This window comes from Pseudomonas sp. SA233 (assembly GCF_054792385.1).
The window spans coordinates 5,662,568-5,680,536 of the sequence record NZ_CP096449.1 but is presented as its reverse complement, the minus strand read 5'-3'; the positions used below and the strand labels follow the sequence as shown (position 1 = coordinate 5,680,536).

The window sequence follows — 17,969 nt, the reverse complement described above, 5'->3', positions numbered from 1 at the left end:
GGCTTACCCCACTTTCACCATGTGCGGGGCAACACGCTCGCTGCCCTGATGGTCCAGATCACGGCTGACCAGCAGCAGCACCTGGGCGGAGGCGTCGGAAACCTGGGCCTTGTAGCCGGCGATGGAGCGGGCGAAGACGTTGTAGATGACCACAGCCGGAATTGCGGCGACCAGACCCAGGGCGGTGGCCAACAGGGCCTCGGCGATACCTGGGGCAACCACGGCCAGGTTGGTGGTCTGGGTCTTGGCGATGCCGATGAAGCTGTTCATGATGCCCCATACGGTACCGAACAGGCCAACGAATGGCGCAGTGGAGCCGATGGTGGCGAGTACGCCGGTGCCGCTGCTCATGGTGCGACCGCTGGCGTGTACCAGGCGCTCCAGGCGGAAGCTGACGCGCTCCTTGATGCCCTCTTTTTCGCGGGCGTTGGCCGATAGGCGCATCTCTTCGAGTGCGTCGTGGACCAGGGTGTGGGCCAGGGTGCCTTCCTTGTTGGAAACGTCGCTGGCTTCCTTGAGGCTGGCGGATTTCTTCAGCAGGGCGATTTCACCACGCAGGCGACGCTTGGCGCCCATCAGCTCGAAGCCTTTGGCAATCCAGATGGTCCAGGTGATGATGGAGGCGATGGCAAGGCCGATCATCACCGCCTTCACCACCACGTCGGCATTCTTGTACATGCCCCAAGGGGACAGGTCGTGGGCCATGCCCAGCGAGGTGTCTTCAACCAGAGCCTCGACGCTCGGGTCTGCAGCGACCGGGGCATCAACCGGGGTGGCGGCAACTGCACCGCCAGCCGGTGCTGCGGCTGGAGCAACTGCCGGAGCAGCCGGTGCGGTAGCGGCAGCAGGCGCAGCAGCATTGGCGGTTGGCTCATCGGCCATGGCCACCGGGGCCAGCACCAGGCTGAGTGTCAGCGCGGCGATGGCGCGCCAGGCGCGCGACGGGGTTGGCGAAGCGGAAGGTTGAGTACGTGTCATGCTGGCCGGACCTGATGAAGAATGAAGTTAACGTTCTCCAAGGCCTCGAGGTAGGCCGAGAACAATTTGGCGGCCATTATTGCAAGTAATTCTTGTTAACAAAAGTAATCTTGTTGCTTTTTTCGCCTATGGTCTAGCCATCCATCGTGTAGCGTGGTCGGGCTGATCAATTGGTCTAGGGAGTTTAGAGATGTCAGACCTTTCCGTGATGGTGGTGGGATGTGGTGATGTAGGCGGGCGTCTTGCCCGGCAGATGCTTGCGCGCGGCTGGCAGGTGAGCGGCCTGCGTCGCTCGGTCGGGCAGTTGCCTGCGGGGGTCGTGCCGGTGGCAGCGGACTTGTCCGAGCCATCGATTCCCGACACCTGGCCGCAGCGCGCGCCGGACTACCTGGTGTATTGCGTGGCGGCCAGCCAGCACGACGAAGCGGGTTACCAGGCAGCCTATGTCGACGGTTTGCGCCATGTGCTGGGTTGGCTGGCCGAGCGCGGGCAATGCCCACGACGGCTGCTGTTCGTGTCCAGCAGCAGCGTGTATGCACAGAAGGACGGCGAATGGATCGAAGAAGGCGCGGCCACCGAGCCTGAAGGTTATTCCGGGCGGTTGATGCTGGAGGCTGAGCGGCTGGCGCTGGCCAGCGGCATCCCGGCCAGCGTGGTGCGCCTGACCGGCATCTATGGCCCCGGCCGCGAGTGGCTGCTCAGTCAGGTGCGCCAGGGCTATCGCGTGGCCGAGGAGCCACCGCTGTATGGCAACCGCATCCATGCTGAGGATGCTGCCAGCCTGTTGGCGTTCCTGTTGCAGGCCGATGCCGACGGCAAGGTGCTCGACGACTGCTACATCGGCGTCGACGATGACCCGGCGCCGCTGGCCGATGTGGTGGCCTGGCTGCGGGCGTACATGGGGGTAACCGAGTGGTCGGATGAGCAGCGGGTGCGGCGGACCGGCAGCAAGCGCTGCAGTAATGCCCGGGCGCGGGCATTGGGCTGGGCGCCGGTGTATCCGAGTTACAGGGAAGGCTATGCCGCAATCCTGAAAGGCGTGCGCTGAGTCTACCGGCCTCTTCGCGGGTAAACCCGCTCCCACAGGCACACCGCTGGTTTCAAGCCTGGCGGTGTATCTGTGGGAGCGGGTTTACCCGCGAAGAGGCCGGTGAGTTCGACCACGATTTCAGCAGGCTTCAGTCCAGCTCCAGCACCCACTGGCGCTTGCCGGCCGCCAACACTGGCATTTCATCCGGCTGCGCACGGTTCACCGCCTGGAAGATCTCCAGCTTGTCGCCATCGCGCTTGAGGATGAACGGCGCGCCACGCTGGTTGCGCTCCAACCACAGGCTGTCATTGCTGCCACCCATGGTCGCGCAATCACCCGCCAGGCACAGGGCGAAACGGTCTGGCCCTGGCAGGCCGGTGACGTTACCGGTGTCGCCGAAGCGCACGCTGGCACCTTTGCCCTGGCCTTCGACGATCTTCCAGTTGCCGCCCAGATAGGCCTGGTACAGGGCCTTCTCGAAGCTGCCGCCCAATGGCGCATCGCCGGGCTGCTTGGTGCGCACGAAGGTTTGCTCAGCGCCGGACCGATCGGTTGTTTTCAGTTCATTGCCATCAAGCGCCAGTTTTTCGACGAGGTCGCCCTGGAAATTGGCCTGCATCTGCTTTTCGTTGATGGCCATTTGGCCGTCAACGGCTTCGTAGCCGTTACTGAAGCTCGCTTGCTGAGTGGCGACATCGAGTTTCCACTCTAGCACCGGCCCATGCTCATTCAGTGCCTGGCGCAAGCTGCCGCCTTTGACCGCAGCGGTGATGGCGTCCTGATTGATCCAGGTGCCGTTGAAATCTTCGGGTTTGTGGCTGGCGCAGCCGCCCAGAAGCAGGGCTGCCAGCGCGAGGGGCAGTGCTTGACGCATGAGGGGATAACCTTGCAAAGGAGGGAAGGTGACGGGCGGGGTGCCCGTCACCGAGGGCATCATTCGATGACCAGAATGGCGTCCATTTCGACCTGGGCGCCTTTCGGCAGCGCGGCAACGCCGATGGCGGCGCGGGCCGGGTAAGGCTGCTCGAAGTAGCGGCCCATCACCTCGTTGACCTTGGCGAAGTGGCTCAGGTCGGTGAGGAAGATGTTCAGCTTGACGATGTCCTTGAACGAACCGCCAGCGGCTTCAGCCACGGCCTTGAGGTTCTCGAACACCTGTACGGTCTGGGCTTCGAAGCCTTCGACCAGCTCCATGGTCTTCGGGTCCAGCGGGATCTGGCCCGACATGTACACGGTGTTGCCGGCCTTGATCGCCTGCGAGTAGGTGCCGATGGCGGCAGGGGCCTTGTCGCTGTTGATGACGGTCTTGCTCATGATGACTCCTTGCGGTTGGCGGACTACGTACGCATGCGGGTGATGCGGACCACACCGGTCAGGGTACGCAGCTTCTTGATCACACGCGCCAGGTGCACGCGGTCGTGCACGCTGACCACCAGTTGGACCACGCTGATACGGCCGTCGCGTTCGTCCATGCTGATCTTCTCGATGTTGCCGTCGGCGGCGTTGACACTGCTGGCCAGCAGGGCAATCAGGCCGCGCTGGTGCTCCAGTTCGACACGCAACTCGACATTGAACTCACCGGTGATGTCCTTGGCCCAGGAGAGTTGTACGCACTTTTCCGGGTTGTGGCGGATTTCACTGATGTTGCGGCAGTTTTCCAGGTGCACGACCATGCCCTTGCCGGCTGACAGGTGGCCGACGATCGGGTCGCCCGGGATCGGTGTGCAGCACTTGGCGTAGCTCAGCACCAGCCCTTCGGTACCACGAATCGCCAGCGGACCTTCCGGTGCCGGCAGCTGCTCGCCTTCGGCCGACAGCAGGCGGCGCGCGACCACGTAGGCCATGCGGTTGCCCAGGCCGATGTCTTCGAGCAGGTCTTCGATCAGCTCCAGGCGGTACTCGGCGAGAATGGCCTGGATGCGCTCCTGGGGGATCATTTCCAGGCTGCTGTCGAAGCCGGTGAGCACCTTGTTCAGCAGGCGTTCGCCCAGGCTGATGGACTCGGAGCGACGCTGCTGCTTGAGCGCGTGGCGGATGTGCGTGCGCGCCTTGCCGGTAACCACGAAGTTGAGCCAGGCCGGGTTCGGCCGCGCGCCCGGGGCGCTGACGATTTCCACCGTCGAGCCGCTTTGCAGCGGTTCGGACAGCGGCGCCAGGCGGCGGTTGATGCGGCAGGCGATGCAGCTGTTGCCGACGTCGGTGTGCACCGCGTAGGCGAAGTCGACGGCCGTGGAGCCTTTGGGCAGCTCCATGATGCGGCCTTTGGGCGTGAACACGTAGACCTCGTCAGGGAACAGGTCGATCTTCACGCTCTCGATGAATTCCAGCGAGTTGCCGGCACGTTGCTGCAGCTCGAGGATGCCCTTGACCCACTGGCGGGCGCGGGCGTGGCTGCCCTTGGGTTGCTCGTCGTCGTTGGACTTGTACAGCCAGTGCGCGGCAATGCCGTTGTTGGCCATCTCTTCCATCTCGCGGGTGCGGATCTGGATTTCGATGGGCACGCCGTGCATGCCGAACAGCGTGGTGTGCAACGACTGGTAGCCGTTGGCCTTGGGGATCGCGATGTAATCCTTGAAGCGACCGGGCAGCGGCTTGTACAGGTTGTGCACCGCACCGAGTACGCGGTAGCAGGTGTCGACCTTGTCGACGACGATGCGGAAGGCGTATACGTCCATGATCTCGTTGAAGGCGCGGCGCTTGCCACGCATCTTCTTGTAGATGCCATAGAGGTGTTTCTGCCGGCCGCTGACCTCGCCCTCGATGCCGTCGGCGGCCAGGCAGTTGGCCAGCGAATGCTCGATCTTGGCGACGATTTCCTTGCGGTTGCCGCGTGCGCTTTTCACCGCGCGGTGGATCAGCGACGAACGCATCGGGTGCATGGCCTTGAAGCCGAGGTCCTCGAACTCAACGCGCACGGTGTGCATGCCCAGGCGGTTGGCAATGGGGGCGTAGATCTCGAGGGTTTCCTTGGCGATGCGCCGGCGTTTTTCGCCGGACAGCACCTCCAGGGTGCGCATGTTGTGCAGGCGGTCGGCCAGCTTGACCAGGATCACGCGGATATCGCGGGCCATGGCCATGGCCATCTTCTGGAAGTTTTCGGCCTGCGCCTCGGCCTTGGTCTCGAAGTTCATCTGGGTCAGCTTGCTGACCCCATCGACCAGCTCGGCCACGGTCTCGCCAAACTGCTGGCTGAGGGCTTCCTTGGCGATGCCGGTATCTTCGATAACGTCGTGCAGCATGGCCGCCATCAGGCTCTGATGGTCCATGTGCATGTCGGCGAGGATGCTGGCCACGGCCAGCGGGTGGGTCACGTAGGGCTCGCCACTGCGGCGGCGCTGCCCATCGTGGGCCTGTTCGGCGTAGAAATAGGCACGCCGGACCAGGTTGACCTGTTCGGGGCCAAGGTAGGTCGACAGCCGTTCGGCCAAGGCTTCTATACCCGGCATGGGTTCACCTCCTGCCGAGGAAGGGGGCCTTGCGCCGTGCGACGTCGACCTGGCATCAATCAGACAGCCTCGTTGTTCTCGTCCTCGAACGCGGCGAATACCGGATCCTCGGTGACGATCTCTTCTGCGGCGATGAACTCGTTGGTGACGATGCCTTCGGCGATTTCACGCAGGGCAACAACGGTCGGCTTGTCGTTTTCCCACGCAACGCGTGGCTCTTTGCCGCCGGTCGCCAGCTGGCGAGCGCGCTTGGTCGAGAGCATGACCAGCTCAAAGCGGTTATCCACGTGTTCCAGGCAGTCTTCAACAGTTACGCGGGCCATGGTCTTCCTCAGTAGCAATTGCGGTGGGCGTGCAGCCCGATAATGGGCAGGCGGACTCGATAGTTTAAAAAATCACCAGCCAATAGGGAAGCGCTGTTTTGTCGGGTGGTTACCTTCAAGCCCTGTGTTGCCTTCTTCGCGGCTTCAGCCGCGAAAGGGCCGGAACAGACACCCTATCGTTTGAGCCTGACGATAACCTCAGAGCATCGCGTCACGCAACCGCGGGGTCAGCTCCTCGAACAAGGTCTGCACCGAGCGCAACGCCCGGCAGTCCGGCCGGGTCAGCAGCCACAGCTGGGTGTCGCAACCCGGCAGCGGCCCGCTCAGCGCATCCACCCCGGGCAGAGCATGCACCATGTAGTCCGGCAGCGCTGCCACGCCGAGCCCGGCCGTGACCAGTTGAGCGATGGTCGACATGCCGCTGCACTGATAGCGCGGGCTCAACCCCGGGTGCTGCTGGTTGCGCCAGACCACCGTAGGGTGGTCCTGCATCGAGTCGTCGGGGGCGATCCACGGCACGCTGGCAGGCGACTCGGCCAGACGTTCGCGCCACTGCGGCTGGCCGCAGACCACGTAGGAAGTGGACCCCAGGTTGCGGCCCACCAGGTGCTCCGGTGGCGTGTTGGTCAGGCGCAGGGCAATGTCGGCATCGCGCCGGCTGAGGTTGGCGAAGGTGTTGGAAGTGCCCATCTCCAGCGACAAGGCCGGGTAGTTGGGCATGAACTCAGCCAGCGCCGGCAGCAGCAGGCTGTGCATCACCGCTTCGGTACAGGTCAGTCGTACCGTGCCGCTTACAACCTGCTCGCCACTGGTCATGGCGATGCGCGCCGCCTCCAGCGCCTGCTCGGCGCGCTCGGCCTGCTCGGCCAGGGCCTGGGCGGTGTCGGTCGGCAGGTAGCCCTTGCGGCTCTTGACGAACAAGGCGGTGCCCAGCGCCGACTCCAGCCGGCGGATCGAGCGGAACACCGTCGAAACATCGACCTTGAGCAACTCGGCAGCCTTGGCCAGCGAGCGGCCACGTTCCAGGGCCAGGACCAGGGAGAGGTCGGCATGGGTAATCTGATATTGCATTGGTGCACGCTCTGCTTGCCGAATTGCCAATGTCTGTTGCGTTTTGGCCATTTTATAGTGAAACGGCCCCCGGGAATCAATGCGCCCGGTCGGGTAACCAATCCCCACGATGGGAAAGTGAAAAGAACAACAGCTGCAACCATCGTCGCCCGTGAGGCGCCAGCCGTATCCCCCACATCGCCGCAGCAAATCAAAGGATGTACAGCCATGACGTCGGTAACCCCGTGCGCCAGTTCTTCCAGCGAGATGAATGACTTCCTCCAGGCCCATCCGGACACGCAGTACGTCGACCTGCTGATCTCCGACATGAACGGCGTGGTACGTGGCAAGCGCATCGAGCGGGCCAGCCTGCACAAGGTGTACGAGAAGGGCATCAACCTGCCGGCATCGCTGTTCGCCCTGGACATCAACGGGTCCACCGTCGAGAGCACCGGCCTTGGCCTGGACATCGGCGATGCCGACCGCATCTGCTTCCCGATCCCCGGCACGCTGTCGGACGAGCCGTGGCAGAAGCGCCCCACCGCCCAGCTGCTGATGACCATGCACGAACTGGATGGCCAGCCGTTCTTCGCCGACCCGCGCGAAGTACTGCGCCAGGTGGTGAGCAAGTTCGATGACCTGGGCCTGGATATCTGCGCCGCGTTCGAGCTGGAGTTCTACCTGATCGACCAGGACAACCTCAACGGTCGCCCGCAGCCGCCGCGCTCGCCGATTTCCGGCAAGCGCCCGCAGTCGACCCAGGTGTACCTGATCGACGACCTCGATGAATATGCCGACTGCCTGCAGGACATGCTCGAAGCGGCCAAGGAGCAAGGCCTGCCCGCCGACGCCATCGTCAAGGAAAGCGCCCCGGCACAGTTCGAGGTCAACCTGCATCATGTTGCCGACCCGCTGAAGGCCTGCGACTACGCGATCCTGCTCAAGCGCCTGATCAAGAACGTTGCCTACGACCATGAAATGGATACCACCTTCATGGCCAAGCCCTACCCGGGCCAGGCAGGCAATGGCCTGCACGTGCACATTTCGTTGCTGGACAAGAAAACCGGCAAGAACATCTTCGCCAGTGACGACCCGCTGCAAAGCGACGCGCTGCGCCATGCCATCGGTGGTGTGTTGGAGACCATGCCGGCGTCGATGGCCTTCCTCTGCCCGAATATCAACTCCTACCGCCGCTTCGGCGCGCAGTTCTACGTGCCCAATGCGCCAAGCTGGGGCCTGGACAACCGCACCGTGGCCGTGCGCGTGCCCACCGACAGCAGCGATAACGTGCGCCTCGAGCACCGCGTGGCCGGTGCCGACGCCAACCCCTACCTGATGCTCGCGGCGATCCTCGCCGGTGTTCACCACGGCCTGACCAACCAGGTCGAGCCGCAGGCACCGATCGAAGGCAACTCCTACGAACAGCTGGAGCAGAGCCTGCCGAACAACCTGCGCGATGCCCTGCGCGCGCTGGACGACAGCGAAGTCCTCAACCAATACATCAGCCCGGATTACATCGATATCTTCGTGGCCTGCAAGGAAAGCGAACTGGCCGAGTTCGAAGTGTCGATTTCCGATCTCGAGTACAACTGGTACCTGCACACGGTGTAAGCCCATGAGCGCAAATGCGGTCCCCTTGATCGGTGTCAGCGCCTGCCGCCAGCAGGTGGGGAAGAACTCGTCGCATACGGTAGGCGACAAGTATGTCGAGGCAGCCGGCTTTGCCGGCTTGCCGCTGATCTTGCCGGCCCGTGACGGGGGCAGCGACACGCAGGCGCTGCTGGCCCGTCTGCACGGCATTGTTTTTACCGGCTCACCTTCAAATATCGAACCGCATCATTACAATGGCGCCCCCAGCGCGGCGGGTACCCGGCACGATCTGGCACGCGATCGTCTGACCCTGCCACTGTTGCAGGCGGCCATTGCCGCCGGTGTGCCGGTGTTCTGTATTTGCCGTGGCTACCAGGAATTGAACGTGGCCCTGGGCGGCAGCCTGCACCAGCGCGTGCAGGAACTGCCCGGCTACCTGGACCACCGTGAACCAGAGGACGCACCTCTGGAGGTGCAATACGGCCCTCGTCACCTTGTGGGCATCGAGCCTGGCGGGTTGTTCGAGCGCCTGGGCCTGGCGGCGCAGTTCGAGGTCAACTCGCTGCACAGCCAGGGCATCGACCGTCTGGCCCCAGGCCTGCGCGTCGAGGCACGGGCCCCGGATGGCCTGATCGAAGCGGTGTCCATGCCTGCCGCGCCGGGCTTTGTGCTCGGCGTGCAGTGGCACCCGGAGTGGCGATTTACCGAAAACCCGGTCTCGTTACGTCTGTTCCAGGCGTTTCGCGAGGCCTGTTTTGCTTATGCAACACGGGAGGGCGCACGGCAGGAGGCACTCTGACGTCACCCGAAGGTCTCGGATGACTTGTTCCCGGCAGCAAGCTTTCAATGAGTGAAAGCGGGCCTTGTACGCAAGGCCTGTAAAACAATTCCAAAATTTACGGCAAATACTCATGAGCAATTACACAGAAGCCGGCCGCCCACCCGATGTGGCGGCCGACGCGGGCAACACCCAGCGCAGCAAGGGGCTGGCCACCGGCCGGCTGGGCTTGCTGGCCAGCGTGGTGCTGGGCATTTCCACCATCGCCCCGGTCTACACCCTGACCGGCGCCCTTGGCCCGACCGTGCGTGAAGTGGGCGCGCACCTGCCAGCGGTATTCATCGTCGGCTTCCTGCCGATGCTGCTGGTGGCCTTGGGCTACCGCGAACTGAACTCGGCGGAGCCGGACAGTGGTACTTCGTTTACCTGGTCGGCGCGTGCCTTCGGTCCGATGATCGGCTGGATCGGTGGCTGGGGCCTGGTGGTCGCCACCACCATCGTGTTGTCGAACCTGGCAGGGGTGGCGGTCGACTTCTTCTACCTGTTCCTTGGTCAGATCACCGGCAAGCATGAACTGGCGGCATTGGCCGACAACCTGCTCATCAACATAACCACCTGTTGCGTGTTCATCGCCCTGGCGGTGTGGATCTGCTGCCGCGGCATGACCACCACCATGACGGTGCAATACGGCCTGGTGGCCCTGCAGTTGCTGGTGCTGATCGGCTTTGCCTTTGCCGCTTTCGGCGAAACCACGGCGCCGCCACCGCTGGAATTCGATTTCGCCTGGTTCAACCCGTTCGGCGTCGAATCGTTCTCGGCCTTTGCCGCCGGGCTGTCGCTGTCGATCTTCATCTTCTGGGGCTGGGACGTGTGCCTGACTGTCAGCGAGGAGTCGGTCGGCAGTGACGAGGTGCCGGGCAAGGCGGCCACCTGGACCGTGCTGCTGATCCTCGGCCTGTACCTGTTCACCGCCATTGCCACCCTGCAGTTTGCTGGTATCAGCGAACAGGGCCTGGGCCTGAACAACCCGCGCATCCAGGAAAACGTCTTCGCTCACCTGGCCGGCCCGGTCATGGGGCCGCTGGCGATCTTGATGTCCATCGCCGTGCTGGCCAGTACCGCGGCGTCGCTGCAGTCGACCTTCGTGTCGCCGGCGCGCACACTGTTGGCCATGGGTTACTACGGTGCGGTGCCGCAGAAGTTCGCCAGCGTCTGCCCACGTTCGCAGACCCCGCGTTACGCCACCATCTGCGCCGGCGTGGCCGCGGGCCTGTTCTACGTGACCATGCGCACCCTGAGCGAGAACGTGTTGGCGGATACCATCACTGCACTGGGCATGATGATCTGCTTCTACTATTCGCTGACGGCCTTCGCCTGTGTCTGGTACTTCCGCGACAGCCTGTTCGACAGCCTGCGCCACTTCCTGATGCGCGGCTTGTGCCCGCTGGTGGGTGGGGTGATCTTGTCGGTTATCTTCGTGCGTACCGCCATCGACAGCGCCTCGCCGGACTTCGGCAGCGGCTCGCATGTGGGCGGGCTGGGGCTGGTGTTCGTGATCGCCGCGATCATCTCGGTGCTGGGGATCGTGCTGATGATGCTGTCGCGGCTGCGCGCGCCGGCGTACTTCCTGGGGGCTACCCTGCGTCAGCAGGCTACCTTGCCATTGCAGGAATAAGGCTGGGGGCGCTTTGCGCCCCTTTCACGACACAAGGCCGCTCCTACATCGATGGCGTACATTGCGCCATTGTAGGAGCAGCCTTGTGCTGCGAATGGGCTGCAAAGCAGCCCCATGCGGTCTTTCAGGAGAGCAGTTCTTTCAGAAGCCCGCTGTTGCGCTGTTGCTGCTTTTTCAGCAGCAGGCGGTTCGAGCGGAACACTGCCTTCAAGTCCTCCAGCGCCTCGTCGAAGTCATCGTTGATGATCACGTAGTCATACTCGTCGTAGTGCACCATCTCGCTGACCGCTTCCTTCATGCGCCCGGCGATGATTTCTTCGCTGTCCTGCCCGCGGCCGTCCAGGCGCTCGCGCAGCGCCTGCTGGCTTGGTGGCAGGATGAACACCGACAAAGCCTGCGGCATCAGCTTGCGTACCTGCTGGGCGCCTTGCCAGTCGATTTCCAGGATCAGGTCGTAACCCTGGTTCAGGGTCTGCTGCATGGCGCTGCGCGAAGTGCCGTAGAAGTTGCCGAACACCTCGGCATGCTCCAGGAAGTCGCCTTGTTCGATCAGAGCCTTGAATTCCTCGTGGACGACGAAGTGGTAGTTCACCCCGTGCTGCTCACCCGGGCGCATGGCGCGGGTGGTGTGCGAGACCGAGACGCGGATTTGCGAGTCGTCCTGGGTCAGGGCAGTGACCAGGCTGGTCTTGCCGGCGCCCGAAGGGGCCGAAACGATGTAGAGAGTGCCGCTGCTGTGCTTCATGGTCGGGGTGGCCTTACTCGATGTTCTGTACTTGTTCACGCATCTGTTCGATCAATACCTTCAGGTTGACCGCCGCTTGCGTGCTGCGTGGGTCGAAGGCTTTGGAGCCGAGGGTGTTGGCCTCGCGGTTGAGTTCCTGCATCAGGAAGTCGAGGCGCCGCCCGGCAGCACCGCCACCCTTGAGCACGCGGCGCACTTCGGTGACGTGGGTGCTGAGGCGGTCGAGCTCCTCGGCCACGTCGCTCTTCTGGGCCAGTAGCACCATCTCCTGCTCCAGACGTTGCGGGTCGAGTTCGGCCTGCATATCGCCGAAGCGGTCGAGGATCTTCTGCCGCTGTGCTGCCAGCATCTGCGGCACCAGGGCGCGCAGGGTGGTGACTTCGCTGGCCATGTTGTCCAGGCGTTCGTTGATCAGCCGGGCCAGTTCCAGGCCTTCACGCTGACGCCCGGCCTTGAGCTCGGCCAGCGCCTCATCGAACAACGCCATGGCTTCGGTATTCAGTGCCTGCGGATCGTTGGCGTCGGCCACCAACACGCCTGGCCAGGACAGCACCTCCAGCGGGTTCAGTGGTGCCGGCTGCTTGATCAGGCCGGCCACTTCCTCGGCGGCGGCAACCAGCTGCGCGGCGCGCTCGCGGTCCACCTTCAGCGGTTTGCCGTTGCTGTCTTCGTTGAGGCGCAAGGTGCATTCTACCTTGCCCCGCGACAGGCCTTGGCGCAGCCCTTCACGCACGGCGCCTTCGAGGTCGCGCAGGGCCTCGGGCAGGCGCAGGTGCGGCTCCAGGTAACGGTGGTTGACCGAACGCAGCTCCCAGACCAGGGTGCCTTGGCTGCCGGCGCGCTCGACACGAGCAAAAGCGGTCATGCTGTGCACCATGGGGAGTACCTCGCGTATATGAATGAACGGTGGGAGCCTCTCGGCTGCAAGGCGCAGGATTGTAGCGCAGTGGGGCCTCGGCGCCCAATCCACCCATGTTACCGACGGGTGGCCTGGCCGGTAGGAAAAGGCGACGGGCTGTGCCGGGCGCGACAATAGGCATGTCTTCCCCGGGCCATGGGCTCTATAATGCTCGGCAGATTCAAAGTCCCAGTACAGGTATCCCAGATGAAACGTCCAAGTGGTCGCGCCGCCGATCAGCTCCGCTCGATCCGCATTACCCGCAACTACACCAAGCACGCCGAAGGGTCGGTACTGGTCGAGTTCGGTGACACCAAGGTCATCTGCACGGTCAGCGTGGAAAACGGTGTGCCGCGCTTTCTCAAAGGCCAGGGCCAAGGCTGGCTGACTGCCGAGTACGGCATGCTGCCGCGCTCCACCGGCGAGCGTAACCAGCGTGAAGCCAGCCGTGGCAAGCAGGGTGGCCGCACCCTGGAAATCCAGCGTCTGATCGGCCGTTCGCTGCGCGCCGCGCTGGACATGAGCAAGCTCGGTGATATCACCCTGTACATCGACTGCGACGTGATCCAGGCCGATGGTGGCACCCGTACCGCGTCCATCACCGGTGCCATGGTCGCTCTGTGCGATGCCCTGGCAGTGATCAAGAAGCGCGGTGGTCTGAAAGCCGGCAACCCGCTCAAGCACATGATCGCCGCAGTGTCGGTGGGCATGTATCAGGGCGAAGCGGTGCTCGACCTGGACTACCTGGAAGACTCCGCCGCCGAAACCGACCTGAACGTGGTCATGACCAGCGCCGGTGGTTTCATCGAAGTGCAGGGTACTGCTGAAGGTGCGCCGTTCCAGCCTGAAGACTTCAACGCCATGCTCGCCCTGGCGCAGAAGGGCATGAGCGAGATCTTCGAACTGCAGCAGGCGGCACTGGCCGACTGAACCCAGCCAGGGAGGTGCGGGGCATGAGCGAATCTAACCTGTCGATCACCCCGCCCAATGCCGAAATCCGGCAGTGGGCGATGTTCTGCCACCTCTCCGCGCTGCTGGGCCTGGTGGTGCCGCTCGGGCACCTGCTGGGCCCGCTGGTGCTTTGGCACCTCAAGCGCGAGCAAGACCCTTTCATCGACGCCCAAGGCAAAGAGGCGCTGAATTTTCAGATCAGCGTAACCATTGCCGGGTTCATCTGCTTCCTGCTGATGTTCGTGTTCATCGGGCTGGTGCTGTTCGCCATGCTGATGGTCGCGGTGATGATCCTGATCATCATTGCGGCTGTGCGGGCGAATGAGGGCAAGCCGTATCGCTATCCGATGATCTGGCGGCCGATCAAATAATGCTGGGGCTGCTTTGCAGCCCTATCGCGACACAAGGCCGCTCCTACAAGGGATATGCATTCCCCTGTAGGAGCGGCCTTGTGTCGCGATAGGGCCGCAAAGCGGCCCCATACCTTCAGATGGTCAACGTCCAGTCATAGTCGACAATCAGCGGCGCATGCTGGGAGAAGCGCGGCTGACGCGGCAGGCGGGCATTGCGCACGAAGCGGCGCAGCCCCGGGGTGAGGATCTGGTAGTCGAACCGGTAGCCCAGGTTGAGCATCTCGGCCTGCTCGTTGTCCGGCCACCAGCTGTACTGGTCGCCTTCACGGCTGACTTCGCGCAGGGCGTCGACGTAACCCATCTCGCCGGTGATCGCATCCATCCAGGCACGCTCCGGCGCCAGGAAACCCGGCGACTGCTGGCTGTCACGCCAGTTCTTGATATCGAGCTTCTGCTGCGCCACGTAGAACGAGCCGCAGTAGATGTATTCGCGACGCTTGCGACGCTGTTTGTCCAGGTACTTGGCGAAGTCGTCCATCAACTTGAACTTCTGGTTCAAGTCTTCGTCGCCGTTCATACCCGAAGGCAGCAGCAGGCTGGCAATACTGACTTTGTCGAAATCTGCTTGCAGGTAACGCCCGTAGCGGTCGGCTGTCTCGAAGCCCAGGCCGGTGATGACTGCCTTGGGCTGCATGCGCGAATACAGGGCCACACCACCTTGGGCAGGCACCTCCGCGTCGCAGGCATAAAGGAAATAGCCATCGAGCTGGAAAGCTGGGTCATCGAGTTCAAAGGCCGAGGCGCGGGTATCCTGAAGGCAGATGACGTCGGCATTCTGGGCTTGCAGCCAGCTGAGCAAACCACGCTCGGCCGCAGCCTGAATGCCATTTACGTTCACACTGATGATCCGCATAAATGGCCCCAAAAATCTCGTGCGTGTATGATACCCGAGCTCAACCCATTTAGCTAAATCCGTGGTGTCCGGGACTATCCATGCAGCCGTATCAGCGCGACTTCATCCGTTTTGCCATCGATCGCGGGGTACTGCGTTTCGGTGAATTCACCCTGAAATCGGGGCGTACCAGCCCGTATTTCTTCAATGCCGGCCTGTTCAACACCGGTTCCGCCCTGGCCGAACTGGGCCGTTGCTATGCCGCAGCCATCGTCGACAGCAAGATCCCGTTCGATGTGCTGTTCGGCCCGGCCTACAAGGGCATCCCGCTGGCAGCGACAACTGCCGTGGCCCTTGCCGATCAGCATCAGCTCGATGTGCCATGGTGCTTCAACCGTAAGGAAGCCAAGGACCACGGTGAAGGTGGCAGCCTGGTCGGTGCACCGCTGGCCGGTGACGTGCTGATCATCGACGACGTGATCACCGCCGGTACCGCCATTCGTGAGGTCATGCAAATCATCAATGCCCAGCAGGCCAAGGCCGCTGGCGTGTTGATCGCGCTGAACCGCGAAGAGCGTGGCAATGGCGAGCTGTCGGCGATCCAGGAAGTGGAACGCGACTTCGGTATTCCGGTGGTCAGCATCGTTTCGCTGACCCAGGTGCTGGAGTTCCTGGCCGATGATCCACAGCTGAAGCAGCATCTGCCGGCGGTCGAGGCTTACCGGGCGCAGTACGGTATCTGATCCGGGCCTGGAAATGAAAAAGGCGACCTTCTTGTGAAGGTCGCCTTTTTTTGTGTCGCCTGTTCCGGCCTCTTCGCGGGTAAACCCGCTCCCACAGGATCTCCACAGCCCTCAAAGGCGGTGCTGTACCTGTGGGAGCGGGTTTACCCGCGAAAAGGCCGGGACAGGTTAACGATCAGCGCTGCTTGCGGTTGGTAATCAGGGTACCCACGCCGCTGTCGGTGAAGATCTCCAGCAGCACCGCGTTCGGCACGCGGCCGTCGATGATGTGGGAGCTATTCACACCGCCCTGCACGGCATCCAGCGCGCACTTGATCTTCGGCAGCATGCCGCCGTAGATGGTGCCGTCGGCGATCAGTTCATTGACCTGCTCGGTGGTCAGGCCGGTCAGTACCTCGCCCTGCTTGTCCATCAGGCCGGCAATATTGGTCAGCAGCATCAGCTTCTCGGCCTTCAGCGCCTCGGCTACCTTGCCCGCCACCAGGTCGGCGTTGATGTTGTACGACTCACCGTTGGCACCCACGCCGATCGGCGCGATCACCGGGATGAAGTCGCCCTTCACCAGCATGTTCAGCAGGTCGGTGTTCACACTCACCACTTCGCCCACGTGGCCGATGTCGATGATTTCCGGGGTGGTCATCTCGGGCGTCTGGCGGCTGACGGTCAGCTTGCGGGCGCGGATCAGCTCCGCGTCCTTGCCGGTCAGGCCGATGGCGCTGCCGCCGTGGCGGTTGATCAGGTTGACGATGTCCTTGTTGACCTGGCCACCCAGCACCATCTCCACCACGTCCATGGTCGCCGAGTCGGTGACGCGCATGCCGTCGATGAAGTGGCTTTCGATCGACAGGCGCTTGAGCAGGTCGCCGATCTGCGGGCCACCACCGTGGACCACCACCGGGTTGATGCCCACAGCCTTCATCAGCACGATGTCACGGGCGAAGCCGGTCTTGAGCTCCTCGCTCTCCATCGCGTTGCCGCCGTACTTGATCACCAGGGTCTTGCCGACAAAGCGGCGGATGTAAGGCAGTGCTTCGGACAAAACCTCGGCTACATGGGAAGCGGCATCGCGATCGAGGGTCATGCAGGGCTCCTGTAAGGAACAGATAGTCGGTCAGAACGGCAGTTGCAGCTCAGGCTCAACCCGCAGCAACTGGGTACGGAAAACATCCTTGATACGTTGCAATTCGGCGTTGCTGTCAGCCTCGAAGCGCAGCACCAGCACCGGGGTGGTGTTGGAGGCGCGAACCAGGCCCCAGCCGTGGGCGTAGTCCACCCGCACACCGTCGATGGTGGTCAGGTTGGCTTCGCCCCAGTCGGCGTCTCGTTGCAGTGCATCAATGATGCTGAATTTACCCTCGTCGGTCACATCAATATTGATTTCCGGCGTGGAAATATCGTTCGGGAACGCGGCGAACAGGTTTTCGGCACTCTTCCCGGCCTTGCTGAGGATCTCCAGCAGGCGCGCGGCGCTGTAGATGCCGTCGTCGAAACCGTACCAGCGTTCCTTGATGAAGATGTGACCGCTCATCTCGCCGGCCAGCAGCGAGCCGGTCTGTTTCATCTTCTTCTTGATCAGCGAGTGGCCGGTCTTCCACATCAGTGCGCGGCCGCCGTGCTGCTCGATCAGCGGGGTCAGGCGACGGGTGCATTTCACGTCGAAAATGATCTCGGCACCCGGGTTGCGCGACAGTACGTCCTGGGCAAACAGCATCAGCAGGCGATCGGGGTAGACGATGCTGCCGGTGTTGGTCACCACGCCGACGCGGTCGCCGTCACCGTCGAAGGCCAGGCCGATGTCGGCACCGGTTTCCTTGACCTTGGCGATCAGGTCTTCGAGGTTTTCCGGCTTGCCCGGGTCCGGGTGGTGGTTGGGGAAGTTGCCGTCGACTTCGCAGAACAGCGGGATCACTTCGCAGCCCAGGGCTTCGATCAGTTGCGGCGCGACCACGCCGGCGGCACCGTTGCCGCAGTCCACGACCACCTTGAGCTTCTTGGCCAGCTTCACGTCCTCGACGATCTGCTGGAAGTAGCGGTCAAGGATTTCGACCTTTTCCACGCGGCCTTCGGCGAGGGTCAGGTCGTTGGTTTTCAATCGGGTCAGCAGGGCCTGGATCTGTTCGTTGGCCAGGGTATCGCCAGCGATGACGATCTTGAAGCCGTTGTAGTCAGACGGGTTGTGGCTACCGGTCAGCATCACGCCGGACTTGCCGGCCAGCACGTTGGCTGCGTAATACAGGGCGGGGGTGGGCACCAGACCGACGTCGCTGACCTGGCAGCCGGCATCGACCAGGCCCTTGATCAGCTGTTCGACCAGCATCGGGCCGGAAAGGCGGCCATCGCGGCCGACCGAAACCTGCGGTTCGCCCTGGGCCAGGCTCTGCGCGCCGATGGCGCGGCCGATCCAATAGGCGGTTTCGGCGTGAAGGGTTTTGCCGACCACGCCGCGAATGTCATACGCGCGGAAAATGCTGTCTGGCAGTGCGGCGGGGACCAGGTGGGCCATGTCGTTCATCTCTG

The 17,969-nt window shown here is 63.0% G+C and carries 17 protein-coding genes and 1 pseudogene; 7 read left to right on the top strand and 11 right to left on the bottom strand.

From position 1 onward, the window contains the following. Nucleotides 1-3 precede the first annotated feature (3 nt). Complete coding sequence (exbB, locus tag M1D87_RS26015; protein ID WP_013974802.1) at nt 4-978, bottom strand: tonB-system energizer ExbB; 975 nt, start codon at nt 976-978, stop codon at nt 4-6. A 190-nt stretch (nt 979-1,168) separates the two neighbouring features. On the opposite strand from exbB, the gene M1D87_RS26010 reads away from it, so the two are divergent. Next, on the top strand, nt 1,169-2,026 hold the full coding sequence (locus tag M1D87_RS26010) for an SDR family oxidoreductase (RefSeq protein ID WP_023663581.1): 858 nt from the start codon (nt 1,169-1,171) through the stop codon (nt 2,024-2,026). A 130-nt stretch (nt 2,027-2,156) separates the two neighbouring features. Here M1D87_RS26010 and M1D87_RS26005 read toward each other — a convergent pair whose 3' ends face one another. The 5 genes from M1D87_RS26005 to M1D87_RS25985 form a co-directional block, all read right to left on the bottom strand. Continuing rightward, complete coding sequence (locus M1D87_RS26005; RefSeq protein ID WP_123084296.1) at nt 2,157-2,882, bottom strand: hypothetical protein; 726 nt, start codon at nt 2,880-2,882, stop codon at nt 2,157-2,159. A gap of 59 nt (nt 2,883-2,941) precedes the next feature. Beyond that, nucleotides 2,942-3,322, bottom strand: coding sequence for a RidA family protein (locus tag M1D87_RS26000; protein WP_009684531.1), 381 nt, complete (start codon nt 3,320-3,322; stop codon nt 2,942-2,944). Nucleotides 3,323-3,345: 23 nt separating this feature from the next. Continuing rightward, nucleotides 3,346-5,454 (bottom strand): bifunctional GTP diphosphokinase/guanosine-3',5'-bis pyrophosphate 3'-pyrophosphohydrolase, encoded by a 2,109-nt coding sequence (gene spoT, locus M1D87_RS25995; protein WP_013974799.1) that lies wholly within the window; start codon nt 5,452-5,454, stop codon nt 3,346-3,348. 59 nt (nt 5,455-5,513) lie between these two features. Then, nucleotides 5,514-5,777 carry a DNA-directed RNA polymerase subunit omega gene (gene rpoZ, locus M1D87_RS25990; RefSeq protein ID WP_003253383.1) on the bottom strand — a complete coding sequence of 88 codons (264 nt, stop codon included), beginning with the start codon at nt 5,775-5,777 and terminating at the stop codon, nt 5,514-5,516. Between the two features lie 198 nt (nt 5,778-5,975). Beyond that, nucleotides 5,976-6,848: a LysR family transcriptional regulator gene (locus M1D87_RS25985; RefSeq protein WP_013974798.1), complete on the bottom strand. Its 873-nt coding sequence runs from the start codon at nt 6,846-6,848 to the stop codon at nt 5,976-5,978. A 207-nt stretch (nt 6,849-7,055) separates the two neighbouring features. Between M1D87_RS25985 and M1D87_RS25980 the strand changes: the two genes are divergently transcribed. The 3 genes from M1D87_RS25980 (at nt 7,056) to M1D87_RS25970 (ending at nt 10,870) form a co-directional block, all read left to right on the top strand. Beyond that, nucleotides 7,056-8,438, top strand: coding sequence for a glutamine synthetase family protein (locus M1D87_RS25980; protein WP_015272334.1), 1,383 nt, complete (start codon nt 7,056-7,058; stop codon nt 8,436-8,438). Between the two features lie 4 nt (nt 8,439-8,442). Continuing rightward, nucleotides 8,443-9,216, top strand: a complete 774-nt coding sequence (locus M1D87_RS25975) for a gamma-glutamyl-gamma-aminobutyrate hydrolase family protein (protein WP_015272333.1) — start codon at nt 8,443-8,445, stop codon at nt 9,214-9,216. Between the two features lie 112 nt (nt 9,217-9,328). Then, complete coding sequence (locus M1D87_RS25970; RefSeq protein ID WP_232881306.1) at nt 9,329-10,870, top strand: APC family permease; 1,542 nt, start codon at nt 9,329-9,331, stop codon at nt 10,868-10,870. Nucleotides 10,871-10,994: 124 nt separating this feature from the next. Here the strand turns inward: M1D87_RS25970 and gmk are convergent, their stop codons facing one another. Together gmk and M1D87_RS25960 are read right to left on the bottom strand one after the other, a co-directional pair. After that, nucleotides 10,995-11,615: a guanylate kinase gene (gene gmk / locus M1D87_RS25965; protein ID WP_039612338.1), complete on the bottom strand. Its 621-nt coding sequence runs from the start codon at nt 11,613-11,615 to the stop codon at nt 10,995-10,997. Nucleotides 11,616-11,628: 13 nt separating this feature from the next. Next, nucleotides 11,629-12,492, bottom strand: coding sequence for a YicC/YloC family endoribonuclease (locus M1D87_RS25960; RefSeq protein WP_015272331.1), 864 nt, complete (start codon nt 12,490-12,492; stop codon nt 11,629-11,631). 228 nt (nt 12,493-12,720) lie between these two features. Between M1D87_RS25960 and rph the strand changes: the two genes are divergently transcribed. After that, a complete protein-coding gene (gene rph / locus M1D87_RS25955; RefSeq protein ID WP_039612336.1) occupies nt 12,721-13,443 on the top strand; it encodes a ribonuclease PH in 723 nt (240 codons plus the stop codon). A gap of 23 nt (nt 13,444-13,466) precedes the next feature. Beyond that, on the top strand, nt 13,467-13,835 hold the full coding sequence (locus tag M1D87_RS25950; protein ID WP_003258195.1) for a DUF4870 domain-containing protein: 369 nt from the start codon (nt 13,467-13,469) through the stop codon (nt 13,833-13,835). A gap of 115 nt (nt 13,836-13,950) precedes the next feature. Here the strand turns inward: M1D87_RS25950 and M1D87_RS25945 are convergent, their stop codons facing one another. Then, nucleotides 13,951-14,730 (bottom strand): exodeoxyribonuclease III, encoded by a 780-nt coding sequence (locus tag M1D87_RS25945; RefSeq protein WP_003253401.1) that lies wholly within the window; start codon nt 14,728-14,730, stop codon nt 13,951-13,953. Between the two features lie 80 nt (nt 14,731-14,810). Between M1D87_RS25945 and pyrE the strand changes: the two genes are divergently transcribed. Further along, a complete protein-coding gene (gene pyrE, locus M1D87_RS25940) occupies nt 14,811-15,452 on the top strand; it encodes an orotate phosphoribosyltransferase (protein WP_003253405.1) in 642 nt (213 codons plus the stop codon). 175 nt (nt 15,453-15,627) lie between these two features. Here the strand turns inward: pyrE and argB are convergent, their stop codons facing one another. Both argB and M1D87_RS25930 read right to left on the bottom strand, forming a co-directional pair. After that, complete coding sequence (gene argB, locus M1D87_RS25935) at nt 15,628-16,533, bottom strand: acetylglutamate kinase (RefSeq protein ID WP_003258198.1); 906 nt, start codon at nt 16,531-16,533, stop codon at nt 15,628-15,630. Between the two features lie 30 nt (nt 16,534-16,563). After that, nucleotides 16,564-17,931, bottom strand: a pseudogene (locus M1D87_RS25930) (phosphomannomutase/phosphoglucomutase); the annotation flags it as partial. Nucleotides 17,932-17,969 lie beyond the last annotated feature (38 nt).